The sequence below is a fragment of the Cohnella sp. CFH 77786 genome (assembly GCF_019400745.1).
Lineage (GTDB): Bacteria > Bacillota > Bacilli > Paenibacillales > Paenibacillaceae > Cohnella.
In genome coordinates, this window is record NZ_WJIB01000002.1 from 125,959 (window position 1) to 144,092 (window position 18,134).

The 18,134-nt window shown below is 47.8% G+C and carries 9 protein-coding genes and 1 pseudogene; 8 read left to right on the forward strand and 2 right to left on the reverse strand.

Features of this window, described 5'->3' with window-relative positions:
- The first annotated feature begins 49 nt into the window (after positions 1 to 49).
- The 4 genes from GE107_RS03635 (at position 50) to GE107_RS03650 (ending at position 5,953) form a co-directional block, all read left to right on the forward strand.
- Positions 50 to 3,796, forward strand: a complete 3,747-nt coding sequence (locus GE107_RS03635) for an LAGLIDADG family homing endonuclease (protein ID WP_219638132.1) — start codon at positions 50 to 52, stop codon at positions 3,794 to 3,796.
- A gap of 248 nt (positions 3,797 to 4,044) precedes the next feature.
- Positions 4,045 to 4,623 (forward strand): hypothetical protein, encoded by a 579-nt coding sequence (locus GE107_RS03640; RefSeq protein ID WP_219638133.1) that lies wholly within the window; start codon positions 4,045 to 4,047, stop codon positions 4,621 to 4,623.
- 127 nt (positions 4,624 to 4,750) lie between these two features.
- Positions 4,751 to 4,999: a hypothetical protein gene (locus tag GE107_RS03645; RefSeq protein ID WP_219638134.1), complete on the forward strand. Its 249-nt coding sequence runs from the start codon at positions 4,751 to 4,753 to the stop codon at positions 4,997 to 4,999.
- Positions 5,000 to 5,572: 573 nt separating this feature from the next.
- The gene (locus tag GE107_RS03650; RefSeq protein ID WP_219638135.1) at positions 5,573 to 5,953 is read left to right on the forward strand and encodes a hypothetical protein; all 381 of its coding nucleotides are present in this window, start codon (positions 5,573 to 5,575) and stop codon (positions 5,951 to 5,953) included.
- Between the two features lie 1,300 nt (positions 5,954 to 7,253).
- Here GE107_RS03650 and GE107_RS03655 read toward each other — a convergent pair.
- Positions 7,254 to 10,268: a glycoside hydrolase family 9 protein gene (locus GE107_RS03655; RefSeq protein WP_219638136.1), complete on the reverse strand. Its 3,015-nt coding sequence runs from the start codon at positions 10,266 to 10,268 to the stop codon at positions 7,254 to 7,256.
- Positions 10,269 to 10,440: 172 nt separating this feature from the next.
- The gene (locus tag GE107_RS03660; RefSeq protein WP_219638137.1) at positions 10,441 to 13,170 is read right to left on the reverse strand and encodes a glycoside hydrolase family 9 protein; all 2,730 of its coding nucleotides are present in this window, start codon (positions 13,168 to 13,170) and stop codon (positions 10,441 to 10,443) included.
- 542 nt (positions 13,171 to 13,712) lie between these two features.
- Here GE107_RS03660 and GE107_RS26340 point away from each other — a divergent pair.
- The 4 genes and pseudogenes from GE107_RS26340 to GE107_RS03680 form a co-directional block, all read left to right on the forward strand.
- A pseudogene (locus tag GE107_RS26340) lies at positions 13,713 to 13,910 on the forward strand (alpha/beta hydrolase); the annotation flags it as partial.
- Positions 13,911 to 13,914: 4 nt separating this feature from the next.
- Positions 13,915 to 14,214 carry an MFS transporter gene (locus tag GE107_RS03665; protein WP_219638138.1) on the forward strand — a complete coding sequence of 100 codons (300 nt, stop codon included), beginning with the start codon at positions 13,915 to 13,917 and terminating at the stop codon, positions 14,212 to 14,214.
- A gap of 524 nt (positions 14,215 to 14,738) precedes the next feature.
- Entirely contained in the window at positions 14,739 to 16,547 is a 1,809-nt protein-coding gene (locus tag GE107_RS03675) for a cache domain-containing sensor histidine kinase (RefSeq protein ID WP_219638140.1), read from the forward strand.
- Positions 16,540 to 18,117 (forward strand): response regulator transcription factor, encoded by a 1,578-nt coding sequence (locus GE107_RS03680; RefSeq protein WP_219638141.1) that lies wholly within the window; start codon positions 16,540 to 16,542, stop codon positions 18,115 to 18,117. Before GE107_RS03675 ends, GE107_RS03680 begins: the two co-directional genes overlap by 8 nt.
- The last annotated feature ends 17 nt before the right edge of the window (positions 18,118 to 18,134 follow it).

The following is an 18,134-nucleotide window of genomic DNA, read 5'->3' on the forward strand; positions in this document are numbered from 1 at the left end:
GAAATCATGAAACATCCATCATATCAAGCGATCGGGAGAGTGATCCGGGGTGGAGACGGCGCAAACAAAGCGGTTGGAAGGGCTAAGCGAGAAAATCTTTTTGGACCGGTACGCATGGAAGAATGCGGACACCAGCGCCGCCAAAATCGGCGACGTCGTGCTCGTCCTGACGAAGGACGATCCGAAGTTTCCGGCCAAGGACGTAGGGGAAGTCGTGGGTCGCGACGGCAACAAAGTGACGGTTAAGCTGCGCAGCGGCGAGCTGGTGGAGTCCACGGTCGAGAAGCTGACCCTGACGATCGAGAAAACCCCGGAAGAAATGTGGGACCGCCTGGCGGCGGCGATGGCATCCGTCGAAACCTCTCCCGAGAAGCAGAAAGAATGGACCGAAAAGTTCCGCTGGGTGCTGGACGACTGGAAGCTCGTACCGGGCGGCCGTATCGCCGCGGGCGCGGGAGCGAGCGAAGAGCTGACGCTGTTCAATTGCTACGTCATCCCGTCCCCGCACGACAGCCGCGGCGGCATCATGGAAACGCTGACGGAAATGACGGAGATCATGGCGCGCGGCGGCGGCGTCGGCATCAACCTGTCTTCGTTGCGTCCCCGCCGTTCAATCGTTGCAGGCGTGAACGGTACCTCCAGCGGCGCCGTTTCCTGGGGCGGTCTGTTCAGCTACACGACCGGGTTGATCGAGCAGGGCGGTTCGCGCCGCGGCGCCTTAATGCTCATGATCAACGACTGGCATCCGGATGTGCTGGACTTCATCACGGTTAAGCAAACGATGGGCCAAGTGACGAACGCCAACCTGTCCGTGTGCGTCAGTAATGCGTTTATGAAAGCCGTCAAGGAAGACCTGGATTGGGATTTGGTGTTCCCGGACAAATCCGATCCGGAATACAACGAAATCTGGGACGGCGATTTGGACAAGTGGAAGAAGCTCGGCAAGAAGGTCGACCACTACCGCACCGTCCGCGCGCGCGACGTGTGGCACACGATCATCGAATCCGCGTGGAAATCGGCGGAGCCGGGCGTCGTGTTCATGGAATACTACAACCAGATGTCCAACAGCTGGTACTTCAACCCGATCATCTGCACGAACCCATGCTTTCATCCGGATACCCGGATATCGACGGAATTCGGTTTGATCCGCATCGAAGATTTGTATCGGAAAATGGGCGGAGAGTCGTTTCTGGTCGGTACGGATGCGCGTTTGGTGGAGCAGGCCCGCGTCGCAGGAGGTCGTTCATATGAAGTGCCGGGCGTTCATATGCGTTCAGCCGTCGTTTTTCCGACGGGGGTTAAGCAGACTTTAAATATCGCGCTGAAGAACGGTATGGAACTGAAAGTCACGCCGGAGCACCGGATATATACTCATAACGGTTGGAAAGAAGCCCGGAATCTGAACACCGAGGATTACGTATACGTGCAATCGGGAGAAGGAGCATTTTCGGATCATGACGGTTTGGGTGAGCAATGGGGGATGTTCCTTGGTTGGCTGACAGGCGACGGTTGGATTTCGAAACAAGGCGACATCGGTATGGTATTCGGTGCGAACGATGCCGAAGTCATCGAATGCATGGTTGAAGCAGGGGAATCAATTTCGGGCATTAAGGCGAAAGTGTTCGAACGCCCTAATGGAACGAAACATATATTTTGGCATAGGAAAGCGCTGCGGAATCGGCTTCTGGAGCTCGGTGTGAAGCATGTGAAGGCGCCGGAGAAAGAGGTGCCGCAAGCGCTGTTTACGGCCTCCAAACCGACGGTTACCGCCTTCCTGCAGGCGTTGTTCAGTGCAGACGGTACGGTTTGCGACAGGGACGAAATGCATCGTACCGTACGACTCTCGTCCTCTTCCAAGAAGCTTCTGCAAGGTGTGCAATTGCTGTTGTTGAACTACGGTATTCACGGGTTGATTTACGAACGGCCCAAATCGTCGCAAATGAACTTTCAGTATACGAAGCTGAATGGCGAGCACCGTACGTACGAAAGCAGGCCGTTTTTCGAGCTGGAGCTCAACGGAAACAACATTGCTGTGTTTAAGGAAGAGATTGGTTTCCGGTATGCATCGAGGAAGCAAGAGGCGTTGAACCGGATCGCTCGGCCTTCCCGCAAATCCGAGAAATTTGTCTCCAAGGTCGAAAACGTAACACCAGGGGATGTTGTAACGGTATACGACATTACCGAACCGATGACGCATTCCCTTATCGCGAACGGCATGGTTGTTCACAACTGCGGGGAACAAGGCCTGCCAGCTTGGGGCGTCTGCAACCTGTCCGCGATCAACCTGTCCAAGTTCTACGACGCCGAGAAGCATGATGTAGACTGGGAGGAGCTCGGCAAGGTTGTCCGTTACGCGACCCGTTTTCTGGACAATGTCATCGACAAGACGCCTTACCATTTCCCGGAGAACGAGCGCAACCAGAAGAACGAGCGCCGCGTCGGCCTGGGCACGATGGGATTGGCCGAGCTGATGATCCGCCTGGAAATACGCTACGGCAGCGAGGACTCCCTGGAATTCCTCGACAAGCTGTACGGCTTCATGGCCCGGGAAGCGTACCTCGCGTCCACGGAAATCGCCGCAGAGAAAGGCTCCTTCCCGGCGTTCGACGCCGAGAAGTTCCTGCAATCCGGCTTCATGAAGAACATGGCGGAAGTTTATCCCGAAGTCGGCGAAGCCGTACGGAAACGCGGCATGCGCAACGTCACCGTCATCACCCAGGCGCCGACCGGTTCCACGGGTACGATGGTCGGTACGTCCACCGGCATCGAGCCGTACTTCGCGTTCGAATATTTCCGTCAGAGCCGCCTCGGCTTCGACAAGCAATACGTGCCGATCGCGCAAGAATGGAAGGACGCGCACCCGGGCGAAGAGCTGCCGGCATGGTTCGTTACCGCCATGGATCTGTCCGCCATGGACCACATCCGCGCGCAAGCGGCGATCCAGCGCTGGGTCGACAGTTCCATCTCCAAGACGGCGAACGCGCCGGCCGACTTCACGGTCGAAGAGACCAAAGAGCTGTACGAGAAAGCGTTCGAGCTCGGCTGTAAAGGCGTAACCATCTATCGCGACGGAAGCCGCGACGTGCAGGTCCTGAGTACGTCGAAGGACAAGAAGAAAGAGGATGAGAAGCCGCTTGCCGAAGCGTCGGCCCCGGCATCCGAGCCGGCAGCCGCGGTTCCCGCAGCGGACGCGGCTGCCGCCTCTGGACTGAACGCGGCGCTGAACGAGAACGTGACGCCGGCTCAAGCCCAGATGTTCGACAAGCAGTACAAGTCCCGCCCGAAAGTGCTGCGGGGCGCAACGTACAAATACAATACGCCGTTCGGCATGGCGTATATTACGGTCAACGACATCGACGGCACGCCGGGAGAGATTTTCCTGAACGTCGGCAAAGCCGGCTCGGACGTGTTCGCGATGGCGGAAGCGCTCGGCCGCGTCTGCTCGCTGTTTCTGAGGTACGGCGACCACGGCAACAAGGTACAGCTGCTCGTCAAGCATCTCAAGGGCATCGGCGGCTCCGGCGCCGTCGGCTTCGGCCCGAACCGCGTCGAATCGATCGCGGACGCGGTGGCCAAGGCACTCCAGCAGCATGCCGGTCTGGCGGATTCCGAGCAGTACGCGGGGAACCATACGCCGCCGATCGCAGCCACCGCCGAATCCGGCGGCCCGGTCGCTCCGCAAACCGATAAACCGTACCAATCCAAGGACTTGTGCCCGTCCTGCGGCTCGGCCTCGCTGCTGAACATGGAAGGATGTAAAACCTGCGGGAATTGCGGGTATAGCAAGTGTTCGTAAAACAGAGAAGACCCCGGCGACGGGGTCTTTTTTTTCTCTTTTCTTTTTTTTCTTTGCTTTCCTTTTTCTTCTTCTTTTCTTTCTTCTATTTTCCTCGTTTCTTTTTCTTTTTCTTTTTCTTCAAATCTTTGCTCCAAATATAACCTCGATGCCCAATATGTTTTCAGTGATTAATTGTTTCCACCCTCTTAGAAATAGATGTGTCAAATATGACAAATACTTATTAATAAAGGGTGGATTTTGCCTTTATGGTTTTTCTTCGTTCAGCCTCTCTTTTGTTACTCAGTCTGATGATTATTTTATCCCCAATTAACCTCAACATTGCTAATGCTGCTTCATCCAAGCTTCCCATGTCGTCTGAAAAAGTCAAGAAAGAATTTAAAAACCGTCCCGCCAAAGGACAAAGGATAGAAATTGCTGAATGGCGCTCTGCAAACGCCAAACATTTTTTTAAAGATGATGGCGACTTCCAGATGGAGGTTTCAAAGGATTCCATTTTTTATCAAGATGTTAAAACAAAACAGTGGAAAGATATAGACAATACACTCGTTGCCTCTGACAAAAAGAAAAATGGATTCAAAAATAAAGCAAACAAATTTGAAGTTAACTTTTCTTCAACCACGAATGATGGATCGATACTGGACTTTACTATTGGTAATGCAGAAATCGAGTTTTATTCTAAAGAAGCACAAACCAGTTGGCAGAGGCAATTAGAACTACTAATAACGTATTACCTATCAAATCCTCGAGTAGTCTGTCAATTGGAGCTGCCGTGTCCGCATCAATTTCATCAGGATACACTGGCGCAAAGCTCGACAGCAAAATAAGTAATATTAGTCCGCATAAGTCTTATAATACAAATTATTCTCCTATTAATCCTTTGTATTCAACAAGTGCAGTAAGGGTTGGAGTTAAATCGTAGGCAAAATTGGAACATCAAGTTTTGTCGTAGGAATGGCCTCAGATGCCATATTAGGTGCAACTGGACTAGATCCTGATTATAATGCAAGAGATAGTCTTATTGATAATGTAATAAATACAGCAATTGGTATTGGGATTGGTTTCGTTGCTGTAACTGTGTTTAGTGCTTCTGCACCAGTCGCGCTTGGTGCAGGACTATTATACGGAGTAGGGTATTCAGCTGTAAGTGCTGGAAGAAAATTGGGTGGCATAGTCTTCTTTAATGAATTGGTGGTGATTTAGAATGCTTGGATTACAGCTTTTGCCTAAACCAGTACTAGGGCTTATTTCTTTAGTTGTGGGATGCTTTTTCCTATATAAATTATTACGAACTCCTTCTCATAATCGCGTTTCAGCAAGTGCATTCGTGATCGCCGCTTTTTCTACTTCATTCGTTACTTTACTCGATTACCTAGATGTTCTTGAATCAAACCAACTAGGCAATCTTGAAATCGGGAGTTTATTAGTTTCATTAATCATCATGGTTTATGGAGTATATATATCCTATAATAAGGGCCCCGATGAACAGAGGCTTAGATGGAGAGAGACATTTAAAGTATTAATAATTCTTTTGATTTTTCTAATTTTATTTGTCTTATTTGCAAAAGTGTTCTTATATTGAAGCTGTCAAGTTGAAGGCTCATTGAACGAAATGAGTTCCAGCTATAAGAAAAGAAATCCGGTCAATTTTACTGGATTTCTTTTCTTTCAACAAGAAGGATTGGGGGATAGTCGAAAATAGTTTGCTCACCAATTCTATCCGGTGTGGTAATTGGTCCAGGTGTCTTTTTTGGAGACAATGGGGGTAAACGTTTAATGCTTAGTTTTTATGCAAATATTCCATGGCCAATGTATCTAATTTTGTCTATTGGTGTACCAATACCGATTTTGATTTATATTATTAAAAATCGTTGTAAATATCCAGGTTCATTTACAATAGCTTTGCTAATGACCTCTTATTCTTCAGTATCAGCTGGATTAATTAAAATTGATGTCGTAAGTAACGGGCAACTTCATCTTCCGACATGGCTACCGTTGCCGGGGCTGGCAGGACTACCGTTGTTTTTGGTAGCTGCTTTTCAAAGCACGAAAGATAATCCGGAAAAAAGAAGAATTGTGATTATTTGTGCTGTTGTTTTTATTGTAGCACTCCTGATGATAGCGTTTGTTGTTATTTCGAAATTAATCCAAAGATAGTATCTCCAAATGCTGATAGACCACATGCGAGCGTAACAACTCCATGTTGTCTCTGTTTTATTAAACATTCAACTCGCAGAATTTAGGAAGAAATCCCGATGCACCTGAATTTCACCAAGGAAGTTCTGGGAAGCCGGTGGAAGTTATTCAGGGTCAGAAAAGGCATTTTGAAGAACGATGAAAAGAAACGATGAAAAGAAATCCGGTCATTTTGGCTGGATTTCTTTTCATTAGCAACGTCAACAAAAGCTTAGAGTTAACGTCGTGCATATTTATACATTGCTGCTCGAGAGGATTTTCTCATTAAATGTGAAAATGGATATCGTCACGAAGTAATTGTGAATTTTTCATTATCACCAATTATGAAAACGTCCTTATAGTAATAGGGATTGTCCCCAATTTTTTCTCAACAATTCTGACACCACACACTTTTTCTTTTTGTGATTTTTCATTGAAAGTTGTAAATGTTTCAAAGAAAGTTGGAAGTGTTGTTTCAGAACTTCCTAAAGTTCATTTATGCATATCACTGAATGAAGCCGGCGAAATTGAGGGGACAATAACAATTAATGATAAAGGTGAAAAGAGGATCAATATTTCGAATGAAAATGATAGATACATAGAGAACAGATCAAATTATTCTTGGTGTTGGAGGGAGGTGCATTAACGATTTTTTGAACAAAGGCGTAGTATCCTTCTCGGGGGCGGGTTTAAAGAAAATATCGAGAAAAAACGTTAGAAAACTTATTAAATAAAATGATACGGAGAAAATCCCCTTCGAAGACGCTGCCGGAAGCGCTGCTAGGTATGGAAGTACTTCACCAGTAAAAAAATAAAAGCGACGATCTCTGTATCGTTTTTAATAAAAAAAGGGTTACAGCCTGTTGTAGGTAGTGAGTTGCACAGCGGACAACCCTATTTATTCTTAAGGGATGAGGTTGAAAGTTTCCTACAAACCCTTATATATTGAAAGGCCCACAATTTGTTGAGCGTTTTTGAAATGAGAAATGAAGATCGGGAACAGGAACAACAGAGCGAGCAGGAGATGACAATCTCAAGAGGAATCAATCCCGGTTTTCTCGTATTCTTCAGTTCTCCACCTCCTGACGCTTGAAGTAGGTAAGTTGGAGAACGGTAGTGATCAGGACCGCCACGAACTGTCGCGGTTTCGATTCCTGGGGTCTCCCACCGCGAACAAGTCGATGCTGATTGTCTGAGGCGACCGAATTTCACGCGAGAAATAAAAAAAGCTCAACTGCAGTGATTTAACACTGGTTGAGCCTTTTTATGAACACAAGATTAGTTAATTCGATTGGGACAACAAGTATTGGGCATCTCGGATCAGGCAATCAGCAGCTTCCACAGAAATATGCTTGCCTCTTTGCGCCTCCACTTCATTCACCAAAGCAGCAAGCGCTTTCGAAGACAATTTGCTTTGCAAGCTGTTTGCGATGCCTGCATTATCAATCCACCCCGATTTCACAAAGCTTGTTACCAAGGCCTGCATGGATTGAATGCTGGTAGTCGTCTGGAACACGATCTTCTTGCTGCTTGCATTACCAGCCAAGTCACTTGCAGTGACCGTCAAGGTATGCGAACCGAGCGGCAGCGTATAGAGCGGGATAATCGCTCCTTGCTGCAGGGCATTCCCATCCAGCGTAACGGTCGTCATGCTTGCATCAACTCCGGATAAGCTATCATCCAGCGTGATGACCGGCGTAACCTCCAGTGAATCATTGTACGAACCATTTTCCACACCCGTTACCGTAATTTCCGGCCCGGTCGAATCCAGGTTAAAGCTGATGGTTTTAACAGCTTCAACATTGCCGGCGCTGTCCGTCGAACGGTAGCTCACTGTATGTTGGCCATCTTGACTAACAGTGACAGGCGCCGTGTAGGTGAGCCATGTAGTCCCGTTATCCAGACTATACTCCGTTTTGACAGAGCCCGATACATTGTCAGTTGCATTCAAGCTGACTGTCACATCCGATGTATACCAGCCGTTGCTTCCATTTGGAGCCGCTGGATTTATAGTTGCTGTCGTAACAGGAGCATCCTGATCGCTGTCGGCAAATGCGGTGATAAACATCAGATTGGCAGTCGAACCAACAGTATGCTCATTCGTGGTCCATTCGGTATAGCAATCCATAAAGTTTTTGGCAGGGAATATGGAGATGTCTGGATTATTATACTTATTTGGTCCTAACGGCATTACCCCTTTGATTACCCCTGGTCTAGGGTCGTCGTTCATAATCCCATATACGGTTTGAAGACTGTCGTCGCCATATCCCGTTACAAAGCTTTTTCTCAATGGATTAGCGCCTAGAATATAATTTAATGAGGAAAGCGCCATATTTTTAATCGTTTCGTTATACATTCCAAGAACTTTGGAACCAATCAGGGCTTCTGTAGCCGTATTAAGAATGATGTTGTTGCTGCCCCAGTAATAATTCCCTTGATTAATCGTATTATTCCAAGCATTGTTTCGATATCGATCAATTTTTAGGTTTGACCAAATCGTAAATTCATTTTTATACCAGTTCGCAGCATCCACGTCGCGGTTATCCGATTTCATGTAGTAGAAAAATGCCCATTGCCAGCCGCCGAGCCAATCTCCTGTCGGATCCTCAAATCTGTCCTTACTTTGCGAATAGTTATTCAAGAAGTAGTCGTTATACTTTGCATCGCCGGCAGCCCGATACAAGGATGCGGCAGCCATCAGCCTCGTGTCCTTATCGAAGTCCGTTTCATAAGCTCCTGACGGACCTTTAATATTATCGGGATTCTGTTCGAGATACATCCATCCACGCTTAGCAGCCTCTAAACAGGTAGCGGCAAACGCCGGATCATACTTGGCATAAACGATTGAAGCATGTGCCAAAGCAGCTGCTGCCCATGCAGTATCATTGGTCGGCCTTACGTTTGTGACATCGCCTCTTTTATCCCTGATTGCCCTATTGTTATTATCGTTACCCATTGACTCGACTTTTGCGTAGAAACCGCCGCTGTCAGGGTCTTGCATTTTCAGAATCCACTCGAGTTCCCATCTTGCTTCATCCAGAATATCAGGAACACCGTTTCCGCTTTCCGGAATATTGGACTGATCCGTATAGGTCTCCGGGAACAACTCATAAGACCATAAGAGAGTCATAACCGTTCCTGCTCCGGTAGTTACATACTTTCCTTTATCACCGGCATCAAACCATCCCTTCGATACGTCTCTGGTAACCGCAGAATTGGATTCAAAGGTGGCAGCCGTATCCTTAGGTGTTATATCTGCCCTTGGGTAAGGAGTGTACTGTGGTTCAAGCGCAATTCCTGAACGTTGAAAATAATAATATTTAGCCGCATCGACTAATAAAGGCTTATAAACGTCATCTCCGATCTTAAATCTGGGAGACTTATCTATACCGTCTGCATTAACCGTAATGTAATAATCACCCGGTTCTTTAAGGTCCGAGAATACAGCCTTTAATACCCTTTCTCCGGAATCAATGTCATAATTCTTTACGAGGACCAGTTGTCCGCTATACGCAACTGTGTCGTCGGCAACTCTCCTTACCTGGAATGGAGTTCCGACATCAGCGGTTAATTCATCCTCAAATCCGGAAACATAGGCATATTTCTCGGAATCGTTCCGGAATCCCACCTGATTTACCTTAATTGCCGGAAATCCAGGTTCTTTATCGGGAGAAGTTAGTTTAATCTGGTTTAACCAAACCGTAACCGGCTCATCGTTTGCTCTGTCCAGCAGGATCGCCTTTGCATTGTATTCATCCAAATCAACCGATGGGTCATTGTAAATATCCTTTAAGGGGATCTTTACATGCTGCCAATCCGTTGTCACGGTAACGTAATCCGTTATGGATTTAAATACCGTGTGTTCAACACCCGACGCACGTCTCTCCACATGGTCATCGCCGCCGATTTTAAATTGCTCCCCGCCATTTTTGCCTTTTACATTAAATTCCAGGTATCCGTTCGGAACATAATTGTGAATATCATGATTTGCCCATCCAGCCATTACAAGCACGGCGGACATCCAATCTACCTTAGTTGTAATATTAAATCTCAATGAAGGTAAATTTTCATAGGTTTCTTGCGTGTCAACAGGCAAAGCACCGTTTACCGTTTCCAATCCGCCGCTGCTACCGGACCACCCGCTATAAGTATCTTTGAATACATAAAAGTCCGGAAGATTTCTCCACCCTTCAGGAGCGCCGTAACTACTCGCATGGGCCACCATTGACGGCGAGATTACAGGAGTAAATACGATGGCAATACAAGCGATTAGAGCTAATAATTTTTTACCTTTCATAATAAACCTCCTCGAAAAATCGTATTAGAAGCTCATAGGCGAAGCCTGTTTCCTTTAGCACTTGGTTCGATCCGGACGAAACGATGAGCCGTCGCCAACACCACTAAACCCGGTATATATTATATTTCATTCAAACAGGCTGAAAGCCTGTTTGAATGAACGGGGGCATTGCTTAATTCTTTGTGAATGATACATCATCCATAAAAACATAGGGCCAGTTGCTGCCATTATTGACTTGCGTCCAGAAGCCAATCGTGCATTGTCCGTTCGTGACATTAATATTGGATACGGTCACCTCTTGGTAGCTTGGCGAGTCAAGAATCGCAGCAGACAATGTGCTTCCGCCAAAGTCCTTGGCCTCCAATTGACTGACGACGAACCCGTTTCCGCTTCGTCTTGCCCAAGCTTTCAAGGTATAGGTGCCGTTGGCCAATCCTGTAAACGTGCGGTAGGTGTAAACATTCCAGCTTCCCGTCTGACCGTTGTAGTGCGTCAGATGATAGGTACCGCTATGGGCCCCTCCGTTAGTTTCGGTATAAGAAGCGTTGTTCGTGCCGGTACCGCTCCATTCCGTCCATCCCGTTGGTGTCTGCGTACCGGTCCCATCCGCTTCAAATCCCGGATTTGCTACCAGATTTGTTGCATTTTGAGCGCTGGCGGCAAATGCGGTCACAAACACCAGATTGGCAGTCGAACCAACAGTATGCTCATTCGTGGTCCATTCGGTAGCGCTATCCATGTAGTTTTTGGCAGGGAACATGGAGATGCCTGGATTATTATACTTATTTGGTCCTAACGGCATAACCCCTTTGAGTACCTCTGACCCAGGATAGTTGTTCAAAATTCCATATACGGTTTTAAGGCTGTCGTCGCCATATCCCGTTACAAAGCTTTTTCTCAATGGATTAGCGCCAAGAATATAATTTAATGAAGAAAGCGCCATATTTTTAATCGTTTCGTTATTCATATCAAGAAGTTTGGAACCAATCAGCGCTTCTGTAGCCGTATTAAGTATTATGTTATTGCTTCCCCAGTAATAATTCCCCTGATTAGCCGTATTATTCCAAGCATTGTTTTGATATCTATTCAATTTTAAATTTGACCAAATCGTAAATTCATCTTTATACCAGTTCACAGCAGTCATGTCGCGGTTAGCAGATTTCATGTAGTAGAAAAATGCCCAATGCCAGCCGCCCATCCAATCTCCTGTCGAATCCTCAAAGATGGCCTTACTTTGCGAATAGTTATTCAAGAAGTAGGTGTTATACTTTGCCTCGCCGGTAGCCCGATACAAAGATGCGGCAGCCATCAGCCTCGTGGCTTTATCGGAGTCAGTTGCATAAGCATCTGCTCCTTTAATATTATCGGGATTCTGTTCGAGAAACCCCCATGCACGCTTAGCAGCCGCCAAACAGTTAGCAGCAAACACCGAATCATAATTGGCATAATCTATTGAAGCCTGTGCGAAAACAGCCGCTGCCCATGCAGTATCATTGGTCGCCCTTATATTTCCGATATTGCCTACTTTATCAAGTATTACCCTCTTGCTATCATTCCCATCTGACGCGACTTCTGAGTAAACACCGCCGCTTGCTGAGTCTTGCATTTTAAGAAGCCATTCAAGTTCCCATCGTGCTTCATCAAGGAAATCAGGAACGCCATTTCCGCTTTCCGGAATATTTAACTGATTATCCGTATAGGTCTCCGGGAACATCTCATAAGACCATAATAGAGTCCTAACCGACTCTGATCCGGTACTTACATACTTTCCTCTATCGCCGGCATCATACCAACCTTTCGATACGTCTTTAGTAACCGCAGGATTGGATGCGAAGTAGGCAATCGTATCATTAATGTGATCATCCTTCGGGAAAGGAGTGTACTGTGACGAAAGCACAATTCCTGAACGTTGATTATAATAATATTTTGCCGCATCGACCAATAAAGGCTTATAAATGGCATCACCGATCTTAAATTTGGGAGAATTATTTATACCGGCCGCATTAACCGTAATGTAAAAATCACCTGTTTCTTTAAGGTCCGAGAATACAGCTTTTAAAACCCTTTCTCCGGAATCAATGTCATAATTCTTGTCGAGGACCAGCTGCCCGCTATATGCGACTGTGTTGTCAGCAACTCTCTTTACCTGGAATTGGGTTCCGACATCAGCGGTTAATTCATCCTCAAATCCGGAAACATAAGCATATTTCTCGGAAGCGTTCCGGAATCCCACCTGATTTACTTTAATAGCCGGAAATGCTGGTTCTTTATCGGGAGAAGTTAATTTAATCTGGTTTATCCAAACCGTAAACGGCACATCGTTCACTCTGTCCAGTAGGATAGACTTTGCATTGAATTCATCCAGATCAAACGTTGGGTTATTGTAAATATCCTTTAATGGGATCTTTACATGCTGCCAATTCGTTGTAACGGTAACGTAATCCGTTATGGATTTAAATATCGTGTGTTCAACACCCGACGTACGTCTCTCTACATGGTCATCGCCGCCGATTTTAAATTGCTCCCCGCCATTTTTCCCTTTTACATTGAATTCCAAGTATCCGTTAGGAACATAATTGTGAATATCATGATTTGCCCATCCAGCCATTACTTGCATGGCTTTCAACGGACCTCCACTAGTTGTAACATTAAATCTCAATGAAGGTAAATTTTCAAAGGTTACTTGCGTATCAACAGGCAAACCACCGTTTACAGTTTCCAATCCGCCGCTGCTGTCGGCCGTCCCGCTGAAAGTATCTTTGAAGATATAAAAGTCTTGAAGATTCCTCCACCCATCCGGAGCGCCGTAAATACTTGCATGGGCCACCTTAGACGGAGAGATTACAGGAGTAAATACGATTGCAATACAAGCGGCTAGAGCTAATAATTTTTTCCTTTTCATAAGCTGCCTCCTCATGTTGTTAACCATATTATCGATGCTCAAAAACGTTTCGAACCCAAATAGGAAGTTTTTGATGCGACCGAAACTCGTGGCATTTCACAGGAAGATTCGGACTTGCTTAGACTGATGGCTGTTCAGAGATTTTTCGAAATTCAGGGCAAATAGTTTTACTTGCAGTACTGATGTCTCTCTTCGCATTGAAGCGCTTACAAAATTCACCCCCTCCCGTTTCGATATTTTAATATGTTTGGATGAAGATTGGATACCCAAACAATTCGCTATGTTTTCAAGGAACAATTATAGAAACATGTTGGAAAATGGCGAGCGGAACTCTGCCCGATACGTCAGCAATCAAATAGCCCATGATGACGAAGCGTAGCGTGTGTCTGATTATAAGGTCGTGATATTGTGATTATTGACCGTGGAGAATAGGGAGATGGAACTATTCTTCTGATTATGTTATTAATCAGGGAAATAGTGTTGTTGATTGGGGGGATGAAGCTTACTTCATTTTTTGATTCTTTTGTGCGGTGTCGGAATGATTGGATCCCTTTAGAGATGAGACGATACAGTACGTCACCCGTCTGGCTCAGGCCGGTGTACCTGTGGAGCTTCATGTATAACCGGGTTGTTACCATGGATTTGACGATATCGTTCCGGACGCCGCTATAAGTCGACGGGCAAGAAGCGAGTATATTGGAGCCCTTAAGCGAGCGTTATGGGGTCAAGAAAGGAAGTAAGCGAATGAACCGACCGATCATCTATCTTCTTACCGGAGGAATCTTTCTTACAGCGACCGCCGAACTTGTCGTCGCAGGGATATCGGGCATGCTTGCGAAGGAATTACATGTATCCATCGGGATGGCCGGCCAATTGATTACGGCCTATTCGCTTTCGTATGCGATCGGTACCCCGCTCGTGATCTCGATGACGGCAGCAATGGGGAGGAAGAAGCTCTTAATGAGCTCGTTATTGCTCTTTATTGCCGGAAGCTTGAGCACCGCCTTACTGACAGATTACATTGCCGGGCTTTTCGTTATATAGGCAAGCGGGGTCATCTTGGTTACCTTTTTGAAAAGGCTGCAGAAATAATTCGGAGTCAGCCCGGCTTGATTTGCCCACTCTTCCAGGACAAAAGGAAGATGCGAGTTTTTTTGCATCATCGGAAGGAGCTCAATGATCGCGTCGATTTTTTCTTTCCTCCTCCTATTGGAGAAAGAAATGGCGTTGCACGTAAATTCAAACGGAACATGAAGAAAGGCATCCCCTTGTTTCAGCTTGCAGACCGTATCGTTTAATTCGATAAATCCCTTGCCGCCTATCAAGAAATGCAAGCTGAAATCCCTCGTTCCTGCTTCCTGGCAGACATTATGATGATCGGGGCATGCATATCGGTCGACGGAGTGAGGAAAACAGAAAAAGTTAAACTCATCAAACGGGGGTAAAAAATCTAGTATTTGTGGGGTATAATATCAAGGTGAAGCAACGATAGCCCTAATGTGTCTATCATGGGTCTTATGAAAGCGTCATCAAGGTCATGTGCTCATACATCCGAAAGGAGATCCGGAATGGGAGGCAAGATCCTCGCCGCGGTCAGGAAGACGAACAATATCCGGCTAAAGAATAAGCTGATCATTTCCATCGTGGTGGTGGTGTTCATCCCGGTTCTTCTCGTGGGTACGATCTTGACGGCTTCGTACCGCCAGAACGTCCTTGACCAAGCTACCCAGCAAACCAGGAACAACGTGGATAAAATCAAGAAACGCGTTTCGGACATTCTGCGGGTGCCGATTGAAATCTCGAACAAGCTGCAGGTGGATGACAGGTTATCCAACTTGGTCAATACCCGCTATGAGCATATCTTCGACTTGGTCAAAGCGTTATGGGATTTTCGCAATTTCCGGGACTACGTGCAGATATACAAGGAGATTGACAACGTCCGCTTCTATACGGCCAATCCGTTGCCCATCAACAACTGGGAGTTTCTCAGCGCGGATGAGTCCGTCAAGAACTCGGACTGGTACCGGGAGGCGTTGGACAAATCCAGCTCGTCCATCGGTTGGCATTACGTCCCTGATGAAACGAAGGGAAACCGCCCTTATCTCAGTCTTGTTCGCAGGATTGATTTCCCGCTGTACCGTTCCTACGGAGTGCTGGTCATCGATTTGGATCCGGATGAGCTTGGCGGGATTCTGAGCCAGGAGCCGTTCGATACGATGATTTTCGATGCGACGGGCTTTATTGTCGCTGCCAAAAACCCGCAGTGGGTCGGCCGGAAAATCGAAAGCTTGGATTTTGCCAAAGATTTGAGCGATAAACCGGCTGGCGCCTATGAGTTTCATTATGAGGGGCAGCCCACGAAGATCGTCGTGGAGGAAGTGGTTCCTCCGTTTAGCCGGAACGGGCTCAAGGTCGTTTCGGTCTTTACGATCGACAGCATCGTGAGCGGCGCAAACCGGGTCAGCAGGCTCGGGTTCATCATCATTGCGGCCAGTTTGTTTATCGCGTGCGTACTGATCTACTTCACCTCCTCCTTGTTGTCCCGCAGACTGCTTCTGCTTAATCGGATGTTGAACAAAGTCTCCATGGGCAATCTGAATGTGACTTCGGAAGTGGATGGAAACGATGAAATCGGCTTGTTATCCAAACAGTTCAACCACATGCTGGCCAGCATCCGGAGCCTGATGGAAGAAGTGAGCGAGTCCCACATGCAGAAAAGCCTGCTGGAGCTGCGGCAGCGCGACATCAAGCTGAAGATGATGGCGAGCCAAATCAACCCGCACTTTCTGTTCAATACGCTGGAGTCCATCCGAATGAAGGCGTATGTGAAAGGTGACAAGGAGATCTCCAACGTCGTGCAGCTCTTGGGGAAGCTGATGAGGCGCAGCATCGAAATCGGAGCGCGCAAGATCACGCTCAAGGAAGAGTTTGAGATTGTGCGCTGCTATTTGGAAATTCAGAAATTCCGTTTCGAAGACGAACGTTTGACCTACAAGCTCCATCTGGATGATGCGGCGGAGAAAGTGGAAATTCCGCCCCTCATCGTTCAGCCTCTGGCAGAGAATGCGGTTGTGCACGGGCTGGAGGAGGTTGAAGAGGGGGGCATCGTGTGCATCGAGGCGCGTGTGGAGTCGGACCGGGTCGTGATTACGGTGGAGGATAACGGGAGCGGCATATCGGAGGACAAAATGCGGGCAATCGGGATTTCCTTCCAGGACCTGGAGGATGCCGAGGAGTATCGGATCGGACTCCGCAACGTGCATCAGCGCCTCATTCTGACTTACGGCGAAGGATACGGGCTAAAGCTGGAAAGCCCGCCGGGATCCGGTACAAAGGTAACATTTTCCATACCGTTGGGGGGAAAATTGCATGTATAAAGTACTGGTGGTCGACGACGAGCCGGCAATCCGGCAGGGGCTCCTGAAAATTGTCGATTGGGATGCTCTTGGCTTCCGCGTGGTCGGAGACGTCTCGAACGGAAGAAAGGCAGTTGCTCTCCATCAAGAGCTTTCTCCCGAACTGATCGTCATCGATATCCGGATGCCGGTCATGGATGGTCTTGAAGCGATCCGCGAAATTCGCAAGACGGATGGGGATTGCCAATTTCTCATTCTGAGCGGATATGCCGATTTTGACTATGCCAAGCAAGCAATCGCAATGAATGTCAGCGGCTATGTGCTCAAGCCGATCGATGAAGAGGAGCTGAAGAAGGAACTGCTGCGCATTAGATCCAGTCTGGACCAGCTGTCGGATCGCGGCAAATGGTCCGGAATCCCTTCCGATGCGCTGCAGGAGGAGCTTATCCTCAAGCTGATCGCAGCGGATCCGGCGTATGCTCCGGAACTGGAAAGCGCACTGAAGCCTTTAACCCTTTTTGCGGGGAAATCCAAGCAGATTCTGCTGGCAGAGGCGGAGGACATCTCTCTTGCGGGGATGGGGGATCTGGAGTCGGTCAAAAGGAAATGGCTGGAAGCCGTGAAAGCGGAGGAACTCGGGTACGGGTTTCAAACCGGATCGTATGTCGGATTCCTGTTGAAGGAAGATCTCAGTCGGCCTGCCGCCTTTAACGAATGGACCCGGTTGCTGCAAGACGCCTGCGGGACGAATCTCGGCTTCACTGCCGCCGCAGGAAGGATCGTCTATGACCTGGCGGATATCCGTCAATCGTACGAGGGCGCCTTGGGAGTGTTGAAAAACCGCTTTTTGCTTGCCGGAGGACGGATCCACTTGGAGACGGAAACGGACTTGAGTCATTCGGCGGCGGCGCCGAACAAGGATGCGCCTCCGGATCTGGAAGCGCTGGCCCTCAAGCTGTTCTACCTGCTGGATCTTGGCAAACGCGAAGAGGTGGCGGAGGCGATTGAGGAGACGGGAAGGGCGCTTGCGGCTTTCGATTCTTCCGAAGCCGCGATCAAGTCGGGCTTTGCCCAAGTGCTATCTGTAGCTCTGAACAAGCTGGCGGTTCTCCATCCAAGCGTCAACATCCAGGACTATGCGCCTCTGCTGGCCGAGCTCTATCAGCACACCCATTACGATGAGGTGGTGAGCGCCGTTCATGCCCAGCTCGCCGGACTGGCGGGAAGGCTGGGGGCGGACGGCTGCCTGCCCGTGGTCAAGCAAGTGATAGATTTCATTCAGCGGCATTACCAGGAAAATCTGAAGCTGGAAACGCTTGCGGAGATGTTCAATTACAACAGGGGGTACTTGGGCAGAATGTTCAAGCAGCATACGGGCGACTCGTTCCATACCTTCCTGGATAAGATTCGTATTCAGCAAGCGATCCGGCTCCTCGGGGAAGGTCACAAGGTTTACCTGGTTTCGGAGCTGGTAGGCTATCCCAATGTGGATTATTTCCGCAGCAAATTCAAGAAATATGTGGGAGTTTACCCTTCTTCGTTTAAAGGAGCCCCGCCCAAGGCAAAGCCAATTCCACTGGAAATATCCTAGTACTTAACGGCTTTTAT